The following is a 17,419-nucleotide window of genomic DNA, read 5'->3' as shown; positions in this document are numbered from 1 at the left end:
CTACCCGCTTGCCTCCCGCCGCGCCGCTGCTACCCCGAGGGAATGATGCACAAAGCCCTTCTCGCGGTCCTCGCCACGCTGGTCCTCGCGCCCGCCACCTCTGCGCAAACCGCACCCGCGGCCTTGCCCGACGATCAGGCGCAGATGAAGGCGCATGTCCTGTTCCTCGCCTCGGACGCGATGCGCGGGCGCGAGGCGGCGAGCCCCGAATATGCCATCGCGGCGGAATATGTCGCGGCGCAATTCTTCGCGGCAGGGCTGGTCCCCGCCGGGCAGGACGGCGGCTATCTCCAGAAGGTCCCGCTCGTCGCCTATCGTGCCGCCGACCACGGCGACATCGTGCTGACGCGCAAGGGGTCCGGCCCGCGACCGCTGCTGTTCGGGGACGATTTCACCCCCGGCGCAGTTGCGGGTGCGGCGCGGACCACGCTCGATGCGCCGGTGGTGTTCGTCGGGCACGGGATCGTCGCGCCACGATATAAGCGCGACGATTATGCGGGCGTCGATGTGCGCGGCAAGATCGTCGCCTTCTTCGCGGGTGCGCCGGCCAGCTTCCAGAGCGAGGAACGCGCGCATTTCCAGAGCGGCGCGACCAAGGCGGCGATCGCCGCGGCGCATGGCGCGGTCGGTACGATCCTGCTGACACCCGCCGCGCTGCCCCCCGCAGGCGGCGCCTGGGATCGCGCGCGGACGACCTGGGCGAAGGCGGACGGCACCGGCGACATGGCGGGCGCACCGCAACTCGCGACGCTCAGCGCGACCGGCGCGGCGAAACTGTTCGCGGGCGCCCGCACGCCGTGGAAGACGATCCTCGCCAAGAGCACCGACGCCGAGGCGCGCTTCACCGCCGAACCCCTCGGCGCGAGCCTTGCGGTCGCGTTGCGGACGAGCTTCGAGCCCGGCACCAGCGCGAATGTCGCGGGCATGATCCGCGGCAGTGACCCCACACTTGGCAAGGAGGTGGTCGTCCTGTCGGCGCATCTCGACCATCTCGGGGTCAAAGCCGAGGGCAAGGGCGACCTGATCTACAATGGCGCGGAGGACAATGCGGTCGGCATCGCCGCGCTGATCGAGGAGGCGAAACGCTTCAAGGCGTCAGGCAAGCCGCCGCGCCGCTCGATCCTGTTCCTCGCGGTCACCGCCGAGGAAAAGGGGCTGGTCGGCTCGGATTACTTCGCGCGCCACCCGACCGTGCCGATCAAGAGCATCGTCGCCGACGTCAACCTCGACATGCCGATCCTGTCCTATCCGTTCGAGGACATGACCGTGTTCGGCGCGGATCGCTCGACGCTGGGACCGATCGTCGCGAAGGCGGTGGGCACGCTCGGGGTGACGATGTCGCCCGATCCCGACCCGGCGCAGGGGATCTTCGTCCGCTCGGATCATTACCGCTTCGTCCAGCAGGGCGTGCCGTCGGTATTCCTGTGGCCGGGGCAGAAGGGTCCGGGCAAGGCCGCGACCGCGGAGTTCTTCGCGCACCGCTACCACCAGGTGTCGGACGACCTGTCGCAGCCGATCGACTGGGCGCAGGGCATCCGCTTCGTCAACGCCAACTACGCGATCGCGCGCGAGATCGCCGATGGCGACGCCCGACCGCGGTGGAACAAGGGCGACTTCTTCGGGCTGCTGTACAACGGCTACGGCGCAAAGTGACGGGTCGAACCGGGCCAACCGCCAGAGTTTGATGCCCTGCCCTCTTCCCATTCCGTGAGAAGCCCCAAACAGCGCTAGCCCGCGCGATCCTGCAATAACGCGTCCGCGCTGCTCATCGGCGCGAGCGCACCGCGCGCGGAGACGGTCAGCGTCACCGCCAGGTCCATCACGACATTGCCCATCGTGCGGAAGATGTCGGGGATCGTCTCGACCGCGACGAGCAAGCCGAGCGGCGCGACCGGCACCCCCAGCGTCACCGCAATCGGCGCGATCGCGCCAATGAAGCTGATCTGTCCGGGCAGGCTGACCGACCCCAGCGACGTCAGCACCGCGACCGCGGTCGCCGCGCACAGCGTGGCGAAGCTGACCTCGACGCCGAACCAGTTCGCCACATAGACCGCAACCGCAAGGTTCATCGCTGGCCCCGTCGCACGCAGCATCGCCACTGCGATCGGCAGGACGACGCCCGAAGTCGCCACCGGCACGCCCATGTCCTCCGAACTGCGCAACATCGCTGGCAGGCTGGCGAGCGAGGATTGCGTGCTCATCGCCACCGCCAGCACGGGCGCCGCACCACGCACGAACCGGGTCAACGCGATGCGCCCGCCCAATATCGCGATTGGGAAGGCGAACAGCGACACCACCACCCCGACGCTCGACACGGTGACGATGTAATGCAGCAAAGCGCCGACCGCGGCGGTCCCGGTCTTCGCGGCGACCGTCACCGCAAGCGCGAACACGCCGATCGGTGCGATCCAGATGATCCAGCCGATCACCACCAGCATCGTGTCGCGGATCGCCGAGAAGAAGGTGATCAGCAACGCCCGCGGCTCGGGTGCGATCCGGGCGAGCGCAAAGGCGAACACCAGCGCGAACAGGATCAGCGACAGGAACCCGCCGTTCGCCGCCGCCGCGACGACGTTGCTCGGCACCATCCCGACCAGGAATTCACCAAGCGGCTGGACCGGGCCCGCCGGTGCCGTTCCCGCCAGCGCGGCGCGCAGCGCGACACCCGACGCGGCGGGCATCGGCGCGAGGTTCAGGAACAGCGGCGTCAGGATGGCGGCCATCACCGCGCTGAACACCATGACGCACAGGATCACCCCGATCGCGCGTGCCGCCACCGCGCCGCTGCGCGCCGCCTCGGCCGTCGCGGCGATCCCGGTGACGAGCAGCGAGAACACCAGCGGCAGCACCGTCATCTGCAACGCGTTGAGCCAAGCGGTCCCGATCGGTCCGGCGATCTCCACCGTCAGCGCCACTGCCCCCGGCGCCCAGCCCGCCAGCGCGGCGCCGACGGCAAGCCCGAGGATGAGCGACAACAGGATACGGCTGGATTGCGACATGCAGGCCCTTTTGCAGATGCGCGACGCGTTTCCGCCGCTTATGAAGTGAACGCCTGTAACCGAACGGATGCGCATTAGATGGCAAGAAAATATTTCGGCACCGACGGGATTCGCGGCCTGACCAACACCGCCCCGATGACCGCGGCAATGGCGATGCAGGTCGGCATGGCGGCGGGCGCGCATTTCCGGCGCGGCAATCACCGCCACCGCGTCGTGATCGGCAAAGATACCCGGCTGTCGGGCTACATGCTGGAATCCGCGATGGTCGCCGGGTTCACCAGCGTCGGGATGGACGTCGTCCTGCTTGGCCCGATGCCGACCCCGGCGGTCGCGATGCTGACGCAGTCGATGCGCGCCGACCTGGGCGTGATGATCTCGGCAAGCCACAATCCGTACGCCGACAACGGCATCAAATTGTTCGGTCCGGACGGCTACAAACTGTCCGATTCCGACGAAGCCGCGATCGAGACGCTGATCGACGGCGACATCCCGCTCAGCCCCGCCGCCGAAATCGGCCGCGCGCGACGGGTCGACGACGCGCAGGGGCGCTACATCCATTTCGCCAAGTCGACCTTCCCGGAGAACCTGCGGCTCGACGGCATGAAGATCGTCGTCGATTGTGCGAACGGCGCGGCCTATCGCGTCGCGCCGACCGCGTTGTGGGAACTCGGCGCGAACGTCGTCACGATCGGCGTCACCCCCAACGGCAAGAACATCAACGACGGCGTCGGGTCGACCGCACCCAAGACGCTGTGCGACACCGTGATCGAAACCGGCGCGCAGCTCGGCATCGCGCTGGACGGCGACGCCGACCGGTTGATCGTGGTCGACGAGAAGGGCCATGTCGTCGATGGCGACCAGTTGATGGCGACGATCGCCAGCGGCTGGGCGCGTGCCGGGCGATTAAAGGGCGGCGGGTTGGTCGCGACGGTCATGTCGAACCTCGGGCTGGAACGCCATCTCGCGACGCAGGGGATCGGACTGATTCGCACCAAGGTCGGCGATCGCCACGTGCTCGAGGCGATGCGCGCGCAGGGCTATAATGTCGGCGGCGAGCAGTCCGGGCACATCATCCTGTCCGATTACGCCACGACCGGCGACGGGCTCGTCGCGGCGCTCCAGATCCTCGCCGAACTGGCGCGGTCCGGCGTGCCCGCGAGCGAATTGCTCCACCGTTTCGAACCGCTCCCGCAATTGCTCAAGAACGTCCGCTTCGCGGGCGGCAAGCCGCTCGAGGCGGAGTCGGTCAAGGCGGTGATCGCCGACGCCGATGCCGAGCTGAAGGGCAAGGGCCGCCTGGTGATCCGTCCCTCGGGCACCGAACCCGTCATCCGCGTGATGGCGGAAGGCGACGACGCCGCGCAAGTCGAAGCGGTGGTCGACCGCATCTGCGACGCGGTGCGGACGGCGGCGGGATGACCGGGGGGCGGGTCGCGGCGGGGCGGACTGACGGCGCACCAATCCCCCCGTTTTCTCGCGAAGGCTGGACGCTGCGAAACCTTAGGTGTTCTTCCGCAAAGGCGAGCGTTCTGCAAAACCGTCCGTCATCCTGAACTTGTTTCAGGATCCAGCCCTCCGCGAGTCCGGACGATGCCTGATGTGCGGTGGATGCTGAAACACGTTCAGCATGACGGCAGCTTTTGGGGCCAGGGGTGACGATCAAACCTCCGATTGCCTTTATGCAGAGGTCTCGCGAAGACGGGACTCTAGAGCCAAGCAGAAAAACGGCGTGTAGCGCTCGCGACTCCTGGGCTCCCGCCTTCGCGGGAGAACGAAGCGTCTTGCCCCACATTCATCGTGCCGCGATCCCGCCCCGGGGTGACGCCGCGCAAAACCCCCGCTAAAACCGCTGCCATGCTCGAAATGCGCCCCGACTGCGAACGCTGCGGTACCGACCTCCCTGCCGACGAGGCGGGGGCGTTCATCTGCTCGTTCGAATGCACCTATTGCGCGCCGTGCGCCGAAGCACTCGATGACCGCTGCCCCAATTGTGGCGGCGAGCTGATGGACCGCCCCGCGCGCGTCGACGAGGCGCTCGCGCGGCATCCGGCAGGCACCGTGCGCTATCATCGCCCGGCGGCGGCACGCGGACAGGGCTGAGCCGCGGCGCGCCAGACCGGATGCGGAGGACCTGTCCTACAGGCGTGGTTTCGTGCGATGATCGTCGGATCATGCCGCCAATCCGCCTTTCTCGCCCGCTCCCCGCGCCAACCCCGCGATCGAGCGGCCGGATGCAGGATTGCAAACCGATTCCGCCTAACTTTCCCCTAACCTTCCGATCGCACCACCAGCCATGACCCCCCGCATTCTCATCATCGCAGGCTCGGATTCGGGCGGCGGTGCGGGCATCCAGGCCGACATCAAGACCGTCACGATGCTCGGCGGCCACGCGATGACCGCGATCACCGCACTCACCGCGCAGAATACGCGCGGCGTGCAGGCGGTGATGCCCGTGCCCGTCGAGATGGTCCTCGCACAAATCGATGCGTGCGTGTCCGACATCGGCGTGGATGCGGTGAAGATCGGGATGATCGGGTCGGCCGCCACCGCTGATGCGGTCGCAAAACGGCTCGAAGCGCTCGACGTGCCAGTGGTGTTCGACCCCGTCATGGTCGCGACCAGCGGCGCGACGCTCGCCGACCCGGCGACGATCGCGGCCTTCGCGCGGCTGATGCGGAGCGCCACGGTGGTCACCCCCAATACGCCCGAACTCGCGGCGCTGGGGGGCGAAGCCGCGATCCTTGCGCATGGCTGCCGGTTGCTCGCCAAGGGTGGCCACGTCGAAGGGGCAGACGTCATCGACCGTCTGATCGGGCTAGACGGAGAAATCGCGCGCTGGTCCGCCCCGCGGATCGAGACGTCGAGCACGCATGGCACCGGCTGCACGCTCGCCTCGGCGATCGCCACCCTGCTCGGGCAAGGACGATCGCTGCCACAAGCGGTCGAGGCGGCGCGTACCTTCGTGCGGCTGGCGTTGCGTGATGCGCCCGGCCTCGGGGGTGGACACGGTCCGATGGGGCATCAGGCGGTCAGGCTCGACCTCGGCGCGGATCTGCGGCTCAACCAAGTGACCGTGCGCAGCACCGATCACGCCGCATCGCGTGCCTTTTATGCGGCCCTTGGGCTTCGCCAGATCGTGGAAAGCGCAGACCATTACGCGCGGTTCGAGACGGCAGGTGGTGCGACGCTGTCGATCGAGCAGAAAGCGCAGGCAACGCTGTTCTTCGAATGCGACGACCTCGATGCCACCGTCGCACGATTGCAGGCGGCCGGGATCGTCTTCGATCAACTCTCGACCGACCAAAGCTGGCTGTGGCGTGAGGCGCGGCTGCGCGACCCTGCGGGGAATATGGTCTGTCTCTACCATGCTGGCGAGAACCGCCGCTATCCGCCATGGCGGTTGCCTGATGCCTAGCCTCAAACACGAAAAACTCTGCCTTGCACCCGTTGCGGGTGTCGACGAAGCGGGACGCGGTCCGCTCGCCGGGCCCGTCGTCGCCGCCGCGGTGATCCTGCCCTCCAAGGGCATCCCGCGCGGAATCAACGATTCGAAGAAGCTCTCCGCCGCCGAGCGGCTGCGACTTCACGACCGGCTGCGCGACTGCGCGACGGTCGGGATCGGGATCGTCGAGGCGGACGAGATCGACGTGCTCAACATCTATTGGGCGACGATGAAGGCGATGACGCTGGCGGTGGAAGCGCTCGGCTGCGCGCCGGGCCATGTGTTGGTCGATGGCAACCGCTTGCCCAGATGGGATTTCGCCGCCAGCCCGATCGTGAAGGGCGATGCCATCAGTCTGTCGATCGCCGCTGCCTCGATCATCGCCAAGCACACGCGCGACACGCTGATGCTCGATTATGCCAAGGCCTACCCGCACTATGGCTGGCACAGCAATAAAGGCTACGGCGCCCCGGATCACTTGCGTGCTTTGCGTGAACACGGACCGTGCCCGCTCCATCGGCGCAGCTTCGCGCCCGTTGCGGCGTCGTTTGATCTGTTACACACGCTGAGCCAACCCTGAGCATCGGAAATTAGGATATGAAGCGCCTCGGCCCCATCCTTATCGGCGCGTTCGTGCTGCTGGGTACCGACGCCTCGGGGCAAGTCCCCTCGCCAAAGCCCGTGACCAACCCGGCGCTCGATGCCTATGCCAGCGGCGTGGACTCGGTACGGTTGGCGGACGGTCGGACGATTCATCTGACCTGCATGGGTACTGGCAGCCCGACCGTGATCCTGACTGCCGGGTTGGGCGATTGGGGCGTGTCGTGGAGCTTGATCCAACCCGATATCGCAAAGCACACCCGCGTCTGCGCTTGGGATCGTGCCGGGTTTGGGTTGAGCAGCCCGAGCGAGGCGACGCAAACCGTCGATGCCACCGCCGCCGACCTCGAAGCCGCGCTGCGCCGGGGGCGGATCGCCGGGCCCTACGTGCTGGTTGGGCATTCGATGGGGGCGTATGAGTCGTTGCGCTTCGCCGACCGGCATCGCGGTCAGGTCGCCGGGATGGTGCTGGTCGATCCGAGCTTCCCGGGCCAAGCGGCACAATTTGCGCGCGAGCTTCCCGCTTTTAACGCGGCTGGTGCCGAATATGAGGCGGGCGGCCTGCGCGCGATGCGGCATTGTGCCGATCTGGTCGGCGGTGCCGATCATAGTTCGACCGAGGTCGGTCGCTGCGTGAAATATCCGGCGGACTTCCCGCCGCTGCTGCGCGCCACCATCACGCAGCGCAGTTATGACCCCGCGCGGTTCCGCAGCCAAGTGTCGCTGAGCGAATCGTTCGACCGCAGCAGCGCGATAGTGGTCGATCCGCGCCGACGGTATGGCGCGATGCCGCTGCGCGTGTTGACCGCATCGGATGGCCCGGACCTGCCGCCCGACTTGGTCGCCGCGCGCGCCGAGCTGCCCCGCATGGCAGCGATCTGGAGCGAGGAGCATGATCGATTGGCGGCGCTGTCGACGATCGGCACCAACCGCATCGTCGAGGGTACCTCGCATTACATCCACCGAATCAAGCCCGAGCGCGTCGTGGCTGAGGTCGACGCCGTGATCGACGCGGCCCGCGCGAAATCCCCGCGCAAATAGCGTCGGCCCGAGTCTTTTGCGTCACACCCCAGCGGTTGCGCCTGTGGATAAGTCCGGACTCAACATCTGGTCGCCTTCCCGAAATGTTCTGCAAGGCAAACGAATCTGCGACGAATCCGGTTAACGCATCGCCCCTTGACGCGAGTCCCCAGATTCGCAGGGATGCGCGCGACAGTGAATCAGGGGCGGCGGTTATGGGCGTGTTGGAAAAGATAAAGGTCGGCAATCGCCCGACGATCGTGCCGATGGCGGAGCTTCCGCTCGACCAGATCCTGCGCTCGGACTGCATCGCCGCGATGCGTGCGCTCCCGGCCAAGTCGGTCGACATGATCTTCGCCGACCCGCCCTACAATCTCCAGCTCGGCGGCGATCTTGCGCGTCCCGACGGCAGCCATGTCGACGCAGTGACCGACGCATGGGACAAGTTCGACAGCCTCGACGCCTATGACGCGTTCACCCGCGCGTGGCTGGCGGAAGCCAAGCGAATCCTCAAGGACAATGGCGCGATCTGGGTGATCGGCAGCTATCACAACATCTTCAAGGTCGGCGCCGCGATCCAGGATCTCGGCTACTGGATCCTCAACGACATCGTGTGGCGCAAGTCGAACCCGATGCCCAATTTCAAGGGCACGCGCTTCACCAACGCGCACGAGACGCTGATCTGGGCGTCGATGGGCGAGAAGGCACGCTACACCTTCAACTATCGCAGCATGAAGACGCTCAACGACGAGCTCCAGATGCGCAGCGACTGGGAATTCCCGGTCTGTGGCGGCCCTGAGCGGCTCAAGAAGGACGGGATCAAGATCCATCCGACGCAGAAGCCCGAGGCTTTGCTGTACCGTATCCTGCTGGCGTGCACCAAGCCCGGCGACGTCGTGCTCGACCCGTTCTTTGGCACGGGCACGACCGGCGCGGTCGCCAAGCGGCTTGGGCGACGCTGGATCGGCATCGAGCGCGAGCCCGATTACATTGCCGCCGCCGAGGAGCGCATCGCCGCCGCACTTCCGCTCGACGAGAGCATGCTCAAGACGATGCAAAGCCCCAAGGCCGCGCCCAAGGTCGCGTTCGGCGTGCTGGTCGAGAACGGCTTCCTCACCCCGGGCCGGTTCGTGGTCGACGCCAGACGCAAGCACCGCGCGATGATCCGCGCGGACGGCAGCCTGGAAAGCCTGTGCGGCGCGACGGGGTCGATCCACAAGCTAGGCGCGACCTTGCAGAATGCACCGTCGTGCAACGGCTGGACCTACTGGCATTTCGAGACGGGCGAGGGGCTGAAGCCGATCGATGCGCTGCGGCAGGAGTATCTGCTCGCGACCCAGCCGTAAGGCCCGACCGGGCGCGCTCCCGACATCGCCCGAACTTGCTTGCCCGATAAAGGCCGCTACGGTCACAACGATGTACAAGCCGTTCGTTACCCTCGCCCTCCTCCTGCTCGCGCCGACCGCGCTCGACGCGCGCAGGACTGACCCAAAGCCTGCCGCTGCCCAGGTCGGCACCGGCATGGTCAGCGCCGCCGACCCGCGCGCCGCCGCGGCGGGCGTCGAGATCCTGAAAGCCGGCGGCAGCGCGACCGATGCCGCAATCGCGACGATGCTCGCACTCAACGTGGTCGAACCGCAGAATTCGGGCATCGGCGGCGGCAGCTTCATGGTCCACCACGATGCGAGCGCCAACGCGACGACCAGCTTCGACGGACGCGAAGCCGCCCCCGCCGCCGCCGACGCACGCTGGTTCTATGGCAAGGACGGCCAACCCCTCCCGTTTACGCAAGCCGTTCCGGGCGGGCGCAGCGTCGGCGTACCCGGCAACCTGCGGATGATGGCGCTCGCGCACAAGCGTTACGGCGTGCTCCCCTGGGCACGGCTGTTCGCCCCCGCGATCAAGCTCGCGCAGCTCGGCTTCACGGTCACGCCGCGGCTCCACAACGGGTTGGCCCGGTTCAGTGACCGGCTCGATCCCGCCGCGCAGGCGCGGTTCTTCCCCGTCGGCGATCAACCCGTCGCGGTCGGCACGATCTTTCGCAACCCCGCACAAGCCGCGTTGTTCGCAAAAATCGCCAAGCGGGGCCCCGACGCCTTCTACAAGGGGCCGGTCGCACAGCGGATCGTGAAGGCGGTCAACACCTCGCCGCGCAACCCGTCCAAGATGACGCTCGCCGACCTCGCGGGTTACCGCGCGAAGGAACGTGCGCCGATCTGCGGCACGTACCGCGTCTACAAGATCTGCGGCATGGGACCGCCGGGATCTGGCGGGATCGGCGTGCTGATGATCCTCAAGCAGCTCGAACGCTTCGACATGTCGGGCCTAGGCAAGACCAGTCCGGTCGCGTGGCATCTGTTCGCCGAATCCGAACGCCTCGCCTACGCCGATCGCGACATGTATCTCGGCGACCCCGACAAGGTCGACGTGCCCGCCAAGGGCCTGCTCGATCCGGCCTATCTCGCAGAGCGCTCCGCGCTAATCGCGGCCGACCGCACGATGCCGAGCGTCAGTGCGGGTACGCCCCCTGGCGCCCCGCCGCGCCAGCTTGCCCCCAACGCCGACGTCCCCGGCACGAGCGATCTCGTCACGGTCGACCGGCGCGGCAACGTCGCCGAAGTCACCACCACGATCGAAAGCTATTTCGGATCGGGCCTTTCGGTCGATGGCGTGCAGCTCAACAACGAGTTGACCGACTTCGATTTCGTGCCCGAGAAGAACGGCAATCTCGTCGCCAACCGCGTCGCCGGGGGCAAACGCCCGCGCAGTTCGATGTCGCCGACGATCGTCTACAATCCCGACGGTTCGGTCCGCATTGCGCTCGGCGCCGCAGGCGGATCGACGATCATCGCGCAGGTGTCCAAGGCGCTGATCGCGGTGCTCGACTGGAAGATGTCGGCGCAGGATGCGATCGCGCTTGGTTTGCTCTATGCTCCGGGTCAGACTGCGGCGGCGGAAAAGGGCACGCAGCTCGACGCGATGATCCCGGCGCTCCGCGCGCTCGGCGAACGCGTGGTGAGCGCGCCGCTCGGGCTGAAGGCGAATGCGATCGAACGAGTCGATGGCCGTTGGGTCGGTGCGGCCGATCCGCGCAGCGAAGGCGTCGCGATCGGCGAGGACGGAAGCAGGACCGAGATCGTCCGGGTTGGCGCGCTCGCCAACCGTCCGCCAGAGTAAGCTGCCCGAAGAATCACGCGCAGTCGAACACGACGCGCCAAAGGGAGAGACCGATGCGTACTCTTGAGACCTTCCCCAACCTCGTCGCGATGTTCCTTGCCCGCGCGACCCAGCAAGGCGACGCGCCGTTTCTCTGGCACAAGGCGGGCGGCACCTGGCGCTCGCGTAGCTGGACCCAGACCGCGCGCGAAGTCGCCAGCCTGTCGGCCGCGCTGAAGGCGATCGGGCTGGTGCCGGGGGACCGCGTCATGCTGGTTAGCGAGAACCGCCCCGAATGGTGCATCGCCGATCTCGCGATCATGGCGGCGGGGTGCATCACCGTGCCGACCTACACGACCAATACCGAGCGCGACCACACCCACATCATCGAGAATTCGGGCGCGAAGGCGGTGATCGTCTCGACCGCGAAGCTCGCCAAGACGTTGCTCCCCGCCGCGATCCGCGCATCGACCGCGAAGATCGTGATCAGCATCGAGGATCTTCGCAGCGGCCAGCAAGGCGCGCTTGAGTTCCACCATTGGGACAAGTTGCTCGCGGACCATGCCGCCGAACCCTCGACGATCCGCACCACCGCGACGCGCGACGATACCGCGTGCATCATCTACACCAGCGGCACCGGCGGTGCACCGCGCGGGGTGATGCAGCATCACGGCGCGATCCTTCACAATGTGTTCGGCTGCTGCACGATCATCTCGGAGGATTTCGGCTGGGACGACGAGATCTTCCTGTCGTTCCTGCCGCTGAGCCACGCCTATGAACATAGCGGTGGGCAGTTCTTCCCAATCGCGCTGGGGTCGCAGATCTATTATTCCGAAGGCCTCGACAAGCTCGCCTCGAATATCGAGGAAGTCCGCCCGACGATGATGGTCGTCGTGCCGCGGTTGTTTGAATTGCTCCGTGCGCGCATATCGAAGGCAGTCGAGAAACAGGGCAAGCTCTCGACCTATCTGCTCGGGCGTGCCGAGGCGCTCGGGAGCAAGCGGGCGGCGGGCAAGGCCGGGTTGCTCGACAAGCCGATGGACCTGCTGCTCGCAGCGACGCTCCGTCCCAAGATCCAGAAGCGGTTCGGCGGGCGGATCAAGGCGATGGTCTCAGGCGGCGCGCCGCTGACGCCGGAGGTCGGCACCTTCTTCGACGCGATCGGGATTACGGTACTGCAGGGCTATGGCCAGACCGAGTCCGCGCCGGTCATTTCGTGCAACCGCCCCAAGGTCGGGATCAAGATGGACACGGTCGGCCCGCCGCTTCCCAACACCGAAGTGCGCATCGCCGAAGACGGCGAGATCCTGGTGCGCGGCGAACTGGTGATGAAGGGCTATTGGCGCAACGACGCCGAGACTGCGCGTGTGCTCAAGGACGGCTGGCTCCATACCGGCGACATCGGGGTGATCGATGCCAAGGGGCGTATCCAGATCACCGATCGCAAGAAGGACATCATCGTCAACGACAAGGGCGAAAACGTCGCGCCGCAGAAGGTCGAGGGGATGCTGACGCTGCAACCCGAGATCTCGCAGGCGATGCTGTTCGGCGACCGGCGGCCGTACATGGTCGCGGTGATCGTCCCCGACCCCGAATGGACCCAGCAATGGTGCGCGCGGAACGGCGATGCGTGCAACTTCAAGCGTCTCGCCGAGAACAGCGAATATCGCACAGCGCTCGGTCACGCGGTCGAACGCGTCAATGCCGAACTGTCGCTGACCGAACGGATCCGGCGCTTCGTGCTCGCGGACGAGCCGTTCGGGATCGAGAACGAGCAGCTGACCCCCTCGCTCAAGATCCGGCGGCACGTGCTGAAGCAGGTGTATGGCGCGCGGCTGGAGGGACTGTACAAGTCCTAACATACTGAAATTTTAACGTTTTAATCTGACCGTCGGTGGTGGCTGGACGTGCGTCGAGGTGGATGCGAGGATGCCGCACCATCCGCCATATCCGGACATCGCCCATCGTGTCGTATCAGCTCTCCCTGCCCGACCCCGCCGAACACGTACTGACACACCCCACCCGCCGCACGATGATCGGCGGCATGGCCGCGCTCGCCACGATCCCTGTCTGGTCGGGCACGGCGGCAGCCGCGAGCACCGAACCGACACTCGAACGGCTGTCCCCGCTGGCGGACCGCTTTCTCGCGCCGGGCACCAGGATCGAGACGATCGCGAGCGGGATCCGTTGGGCCGAGGGTCCGGTGTGGATTCCCGCGAGTAACGCCTTGCTGTTCTCCGATCCTCCCGCCAATCTGATCCGCCGCTGGACCCGCGCCGGCGGTGTCACCCCGTTCCTGTCGCCCTCGGGTCTCGCCAATCCCGACCCCAAACTGTTCCGCGAGGCAGGATCGAATGGGCTTGCGCTCGGTCGCGACGGCGCGTTGGTCATCGCCGATAGCGGCAGCCGCGCGCTGATGCGCTACGACTTCGCGAGCAAGAAGCGCACGCTGCTGGTCGATCGCTATCAGGGCAAAAAGTTCAACAGCCCCAACGACCTCCACATCGCACGGAATGGTGCGATTTACTTCACCGATCCGTCGTATGGCCTGGTCGACGGCGCCACATCGCCACTGCGCGAGCTACCGCACAACGGTGTGTACCGCTGGACACCGGGCGGAGACGCCGTGCTGATCGACGGCACGCTGACCTATCCCAACGGGGTCGCGCTCTCGCCCGACGAGCGCACGCTCTATGTGTCGGTATCGGACGAAAAGGCCCCGCGGATCATGGCCTATGACCTCGACGCGCGCGGGCTGCCGCTCAAGCGTCGGGTGTTCTTCGATGCGTCGGTGCTCAAGGGACCCGGCCTTCCCGACGGGATGAAGGTTGCGGCAGACGGGACGCTGTTCTGCAGCGCGCCGGGCGGGTTCTACCTGATGACCCCCGAAGCCGAACCGATCGCGCGGTTCGCGCATGGCGGACCGATTGCCAATGGCGCGTTCGGCGAGGGCGGGAAGACGTTGTTTTTGACCGGGAACGACCGCGTGATGCGGGTGCCGCTGGCGAGATCGGCGACGGCGCGGGGGTAGCGGCTCGACCGTTCCGCGAAGTAGAACCTTCCCGGCGTCACCCTGAACGCGTTTCAGGGTCCACCGCGCAGCAAGTCCGATCCGGGCCCGTTGCGCGGTAGATGCTGAAACGAGTTCAGCATGACGGAAGGAATGGGAGCGGCGTTACTTCCCCTTGGGCACCACCTGCATCGTCCAATCGCGCTCCGGACGCAGATATTTCGCTGCGGTTTCCTGCAACTGCGCGGCGGTCATCGTCGAAATGTCGCTGTAAAGACGCATCAACGCGACGATTCGTGCCGGATCATAGGTCGCCCCGTCGAGCTGATTCATCCAGAACTGGTTGCCCGTCGATTGCCGCATGATCGATTGCTGCATCGGCCCGATCGTCCGCTTGAGCTCATCCGCATCGACCGGCTTGGACACCAGTTCCGCCGCGATCTCGCGCGACAGCTTGAAGAACAGCGGGACGTTCGACGGCGCCACCTGCCCGATCGCGAGAATCCGTCCGCCGCCCGGCTGCCCCACCGGCCAGCTGCTCGACACGTTCGGGCTGTAGCTCGCACCCGCCTGCGACCGCAGCCGGTCGAACAGCCGGTCGCTGAAGATCGCCGCGAGCACGTCGAGCCGTCGGGCATCGGTCAACCCGGCGACGCCGCTGCCGGTCGGCCAGGCGATGACTGCCGCAGCCTGGTTCTCGGGACCGTCATGCGTACGGACCACCGGAGTCTGGTTGTGCGCGGGGAAGCGGACCGGGGGCGCGACGAAATTGGGCGTCGCAGGACGCGGCGGGAGCGCGCCCAGCGTCTTCTGCACCGCGGCGATCGCGACGTCGGCCTTGATGTCGCCGAACACCATCACTTCGACCGGACCGGTCTTGAGCAACGGCTCCCACAAGGCGCGGAAGTTCGCAGGGGTCGTCCCCTCGATCGCGGGCAGGCTCGGCGTACCCCAGCGCGGGTCGCCATCGTGCAGCAACCGCTCCAGGTCGCGCTGCAACACGCCGTCGGGCGATGAGCTATACCCCGGATAGGCCGATACGGCGACGCTGCGCGCCCGCGCGACGGGCGCCGGATCCCAGCCCGGCGCCGAGATCGCCGCCGCAATGATCCGCAACTGATCGGACAGGTCGGTCGGCGAGGTCAGCGCGTTGTAGGTGAAGGCATCCTCGTCGATCCCGAAGTCGAGGCCGATCCGCCGCCCCGTCGTCAATGCATCGAGATCGCCCTGGTTGAGCTTGCCGATCCCCCCCGCGGTCAGCGCGAGGTCGGCGGCCCACGCGGGCGATTCCTTGTCGACCGGCAACGCATTGTAGCCATTGCCGAAGCGCACGCGGACATAGACCCGGCTATCCTCGGACGTCGTCGGATACACCAGCACACGCACCCCGTTCGACAGCGTATATTCCTGCATGTCGAACGGCTTGATCGGGGTGGTCGACGCGATCGTGGCGGGCGCGCCGAGCTTGGGCAGCTTGTCGAACGAGACCGCACCCTGCCGCCGGCGTTTGGTCGCCAGCCCCTTGACGTTGGCCTTCAACGCATTGGCGAGCGAGGTCTCGATCCCCTGCTCCGCGGTCGGCGTGGAGATGAGCGCGCGCGGCGGCGTCCCTTCGAAGATACGACGGGTCGATTCGAGGATCTTGTCGGGCGCGAAGAAGCCTTTCGCCACCGCATCCTCGAACACCTTCTGGATCACCGCGGGCGAGGTGGTCGTCTCGCGGATGTCGACCGCCTGGACCATGTCATCGGCTTCCTTCGCGCCCGCTTCGGCGCGATAGGTGTCGACCTGCGTGCGGAACTGGACGCGCTGCTCGGCGAGTTCGCGCTCGACTTCGGCCTTGGTCGGCGGCGTTTTCTGCGCATCCGCGATCACCGCGCGGACATCCTTGAGCGCAGGTTCCCACGCATTGCCGACCGGCAAGATGGTCACGAACGTGCCGTTGGCGGAGCGCGACGGATCGTCGAGCCGCACCGCCGCGGCGATGAAGCTCCCGCCCGAGCGCGCGAGCGTTTCAAGCCGGCGGTTGATGATCGACAGCCCCAGGAAGTCGACGAGGCGCTTCTGGTTGAAGATCACCGTATCGTCATTGTACTGCCACGGCCGCAGGATCGCCATTTCGATCCGGGAGGCGATGCCGGGTTCGACCACCGCCTTGGTGGTCGGCTGCTTGGGATCGGGCTTGCCGAAATCCGGGTCCTTGGGCGCCGCACCGGTCCCGCGCCAGTCGCCGAAATTCTTGGCGACCATCGCTTCGAGCTGTGCCGGATCGAAATCGCCCGCGACGACCACGACCGCACGTTCAGGGCGGTACCAGCGATCATGGAACGCCTTGACGCTTTCCGCGGTCGCGGCTTCGAGCTCCTTTACATGACCGATCGGCGAACGATCCGCGAGCGGCTGTCCAGCGAAGAAGGTCGCGTTGAGGGCGTTGACGAAACGCACCTGCGGCCCCGGGGCCTCGCGCTGTTCGGCAAGCACGGCCGGGCGTTCTGCGTTGAGCGCGGTCGGGGTGATGTTGGGGCGCGAGACCATGCCCGACAGGATCTTGAGGCTCTCGTCGATCCCGGCGGCAGTCGCGCTCGGCAGATCGAGCTTGTAGACGGTCTGCGTCGTCGTGGTCTGTGCGTTGGTGTCGGACCCGAAGGTCGTGCCCATCCGCTGCCAGATCCGCTTCGCCTCGCCATCGGGCACATATTGCGATCCGCGGAACGACAGATGCTCGATCATGTGCGCATAGCCGCGTTCGGCATCGGTTTCGTACAGCGAGCCGACGTCCATCCGCACCCGCACCGCGATCTGGCCGGGCGGGACGCCATTCTTGCGCACCGCGTAGCGCAGTCCGTTCTTGAGCGTGCCGAACTTCCATTCCGCATCCGGGGTGATGTCGCTGCCCTTGTACAGCCATGCATCGCGGTTCGCGATCGCCGCTTCGCCGGCCTGCGCGATCGATGCGGCGCTGGCGGGCGGCGCGGCGGAGGGGGTGGTCGCCGGAGCGGGCGCGGTTCCCGCCGGAGGAGCTTGCTGGGGTGCGGCACCGATGATGAGGGACGACAGAAGGGCGAGGCGCATCTTGCGCTGAAGCGATGTCATGCCCTGACGATAGCGGGGAAATTCGGTCACCGCCAGCATTGGGGCTGCCGCTACAGGCGCGCGCTCGGGAATTGGATCGGCGGCGATCATCCCTTGCGA

12 protein-coding genes are annotated in these 17,419 nt (G+C 66.8%); 10 read left to right on the top strand and 2 right to left on the bottom strand.

The window, feature by feature from the left end:
- Positions 1–45: 45 nt before the first annotated feature.
- Positions 46–1,653: a M28 family peptidase gene (locus ABIC16_RS03890; RefSeq protein ID WP_354290101.1), complete on the top strand. Its 1,608-nt coding sequence runs from the start codon at positions 46–48 to the stop codon at positions 1,651–1,653.
- Between the two features lie 74 nt (positions 1,654–1,727).
- On the opposite strand, the gene ABIC16_RS03885 is transcribed toward ABIC16_RS03890, so the two are convergent.
- On the bottom strand, positions 1,728–2,999 hold the full coding sequence (locus ABIC16_RS03885; protein ID WP_354290100.1) for a dicarboxylate/amino acid:cation symporter: 1,272 nt from the start codon (positions 2,997–2,999) through the stop codon (positions 1,728–1,730).
- 78 nt (positions 3,000–3,077) lie between these two features.
- Here ABIC16_RS03885 and glmM point away from each other — a divergent pair, with 78 nt between their 5' ends.
- The 9 genes from glmM to ABIC16_RS03840 all read left to right on the top strand — a co-directional run bounded on the left by glmM (position 3,078) and on the right by ABIC16_RS03840 (position 14,248).
- Positions 3,078–4,418 carry a phosphoglucosamine mutase gene (glmM, locus tag ABIC16_RS03880; protein WP_354290099.1) on the top strand — a complete coding sequence of 447 codons (1,341 nt, stop codon included), beginning with the start codon at positions 3,078–3,080 and terminating at the stop codon, positions 4,416–4,418.
- 435 nt (positions 4,419–4,853) lie between these two features.
- The gene (locus tag ABIC16_RS03875; protein ID WP_354292257.1) at positions 4,854–5,099 is read left to right on the top strand and encodes a DUF1272 domain-containing protein; all 246 of its coding nucleotides are present in this window, start codon (positions 4,854–4,856) and stop codon (positions 5,097–5,099) included.
- Positions 5,100–5,292: 193 nt separating this feature from the next.
- A complete protein-coding gene (thiD, locus tag ABIC16_RS03870) occupies positions 5,293–6,414 on the top strand; it encodes a bifunctional hydroxymethylpyrimidine kinase/phosphomethylpyrimidine kinase (RefSeq protein ID WP_354290098.1) in 1,122 nt (373 codons plus the stop codon).
- Positions 6,407–7,021, top strand: a complete 615-nt coding sequence (gene rnhB / locus ABIC16_RS03865; protein WP_277970917.1) for a ribonuclease HII — start codon at positions 6,407–6,409, stop codon at positions 7,019–7,021. Before thiD ends, rnhB begins: the two co-directional genes overlap by 8 nt.
- A gap of 17 nt (positions 7,022–7,038) precedes the next feature.
- A complete protein-coding gene (locus ABIC16_RS03860; RefSeq protein WP_354290097.1) occupies positions 7,039–8,082 on the top strand; it encodes an alpha/beta fold hydrolase in 1,044 nt (347 codons plus the stop codon).
- 194 nt (positions 8,083–8,276) lie between these two features.
- Entirely contained in the window at positions 8,277–9,407 is a 1,131-nt protein-coding gene (locus ABIC16_RS03855; protein WP_354290096.1) for a site-specific DNA-methyltransferase, read from the top strand.
- Positions 9,408–9,477: 70 nt separating this feature from the next.
- Positions 9,478–11,238: a gamma-glutamyltransferase gene (ggt, locus tag ABIC16_RS03850; protein WP_354290095.1), complete on the top strand. Its 1,761-nt coding sequence runs from the start codon at positions 9,478–9,480 to the stop codon at positions 11,236–11,238.
- Between the two features lie 53 nt (positions 11,239–11,291).
- Complete coding sequence (locus ABIC16_RS03845; RefSeq protein ID WP_354290094.1) at positions 11,292–13,076, top strand: AMP-dependent synthetase/ligase; 1,785 nt, start codon at positions 11,292–11,294, stop codon at positions 13,074–13,076.
- Between the two features lie 173 nt (positions 13,077–13,249).
- Positions 13,250–14,248: an SMP-30/gluconolactonase/LRE family protein gene (locus tag ABIC16_RS03840; RefSeq protein ID WP_502958338.1), complete on the top strand. Its 999-nt coding sequence runs from the start codon at positions 13,250–13,252 to the stop codon at positions 14,246–14,248.
- Between the two features lie 144 nt (positions 14,249–14,392).
- On the opposite strand, the gene ABIC16_RS03835 is transcribed toward ABIC16_RS03840, so the two are convergent.
- Positions 14,393–17,320, bottom strand: coding sequence for a M16 family metallopeptidase (locus tag ABIC16_RS03835; protein ID WP_354292255.1), 2,928 nt, complete (start codon positions 17,318–17,320; stop codon positions 14,393–14,395).
- Positions 17,321–17,419: the final 99 nt, after the last annotated feature.

Source organism: Sphingomonas sp. PvP055, from assembly GCF_040546365.1.
Classification (GTDB): domain Bacteria; phylum Pseudomonadota; class Alphaproteobacteria; order Sphingomonadales; family Sphingomonadaceae; genus Sphingomonas; species Sphingomonas echinoides_A.
The sequence above is the reverse complement of the archived record's forward strand: the minus strand, read 5'-3'. Positions and strand labels throughout refer to the sequence as shown.

Bases quoted from the DNA above. Each gene is read 5' to 3' on its own strand.
- ABIC16_RS03890 (WP_354290101.1), top strand. From the start codon at position 46: ATGCACAAAGCCCTTCTCGCGGTCCTCGCCACGCTGGTCCTCGCGCCC.
- ABIC16_RS03885 (WP_354290100.1), bottom strand. From the start codon at position 2,999: ATGTCGCAATCCAGCCGTATCCTGTTGTCGCTCATCCTCGGGCTTGCC.
- glmM (WP_354290099.1), top strand. From the start codon at position 3,078: ATGGCAAGAAAATATTTCGGCACCGACGGGATTCGCGGCCTGACCAAC.
- ABIC16_RS03875 (WP_354292257.1), top strand. From the start codon at position 4,854: ATGCTCGAAATGCGCCCCGACTGCGAACGCTGCGGTACCGACCTCCCT.
- thiD (WP_354290098.1), top strand. From the start codon at position 5,293: ATGACCCCCCGCATTCTCATCATCGCAGGCTCGGATTCGGGCGGCGGT.
- rnhB (WP_277970917.1), top strand. From the start codon at position 6,407: ATGCCTAGCCTCAAACACGAAAAACTCTGCCTTGCACCCGTTGCGGGT.
- ABIC16_RS03860 (WP_354290097.1), top strand. From the start codon at position 7,039: ATGAAGCGCCTCGGCCCCATCCTTATCGGCGCGTTCGTGCTGCTGGGT.
- ABIC16_RS03855 (WP_354290096.1), top strand. From the start codon at position 8,277: ATGGGCGTGTTGGAAAAGATAAAGGTCGGCAATCGCCCGACGATCGTG.
- ggt (WP_354290095.1), top strand. From the start codon at position 9,478: ATGTACAAGCCGTTCGTTACCCTCGCCCTCCTCCTGCTCGCGCCGACC.
- ABIC16_RS03845 (WP_354290094.1), top strand. From the start codon at position 11,292: ATGCGTACTCTTGAGACCTTCCCCAACCTCGTCGCGATGTTCCTTGCC.
- ABIC16_RS03840 (WP_502958338.1), top strand. From the start codon at position 13,250: ATGATCGGCGGCATGGCCGCGCTCGCCACGATCCCTGTCTGGTCGGGC.
- ABIC16_RS03835 (WP_354292255.1), bottom strand. From the start codon at position 17,320: ATGACATCGCTTCAGCGCAAGATGCGCCTCGCCCTTCTGTCGTCCCTC.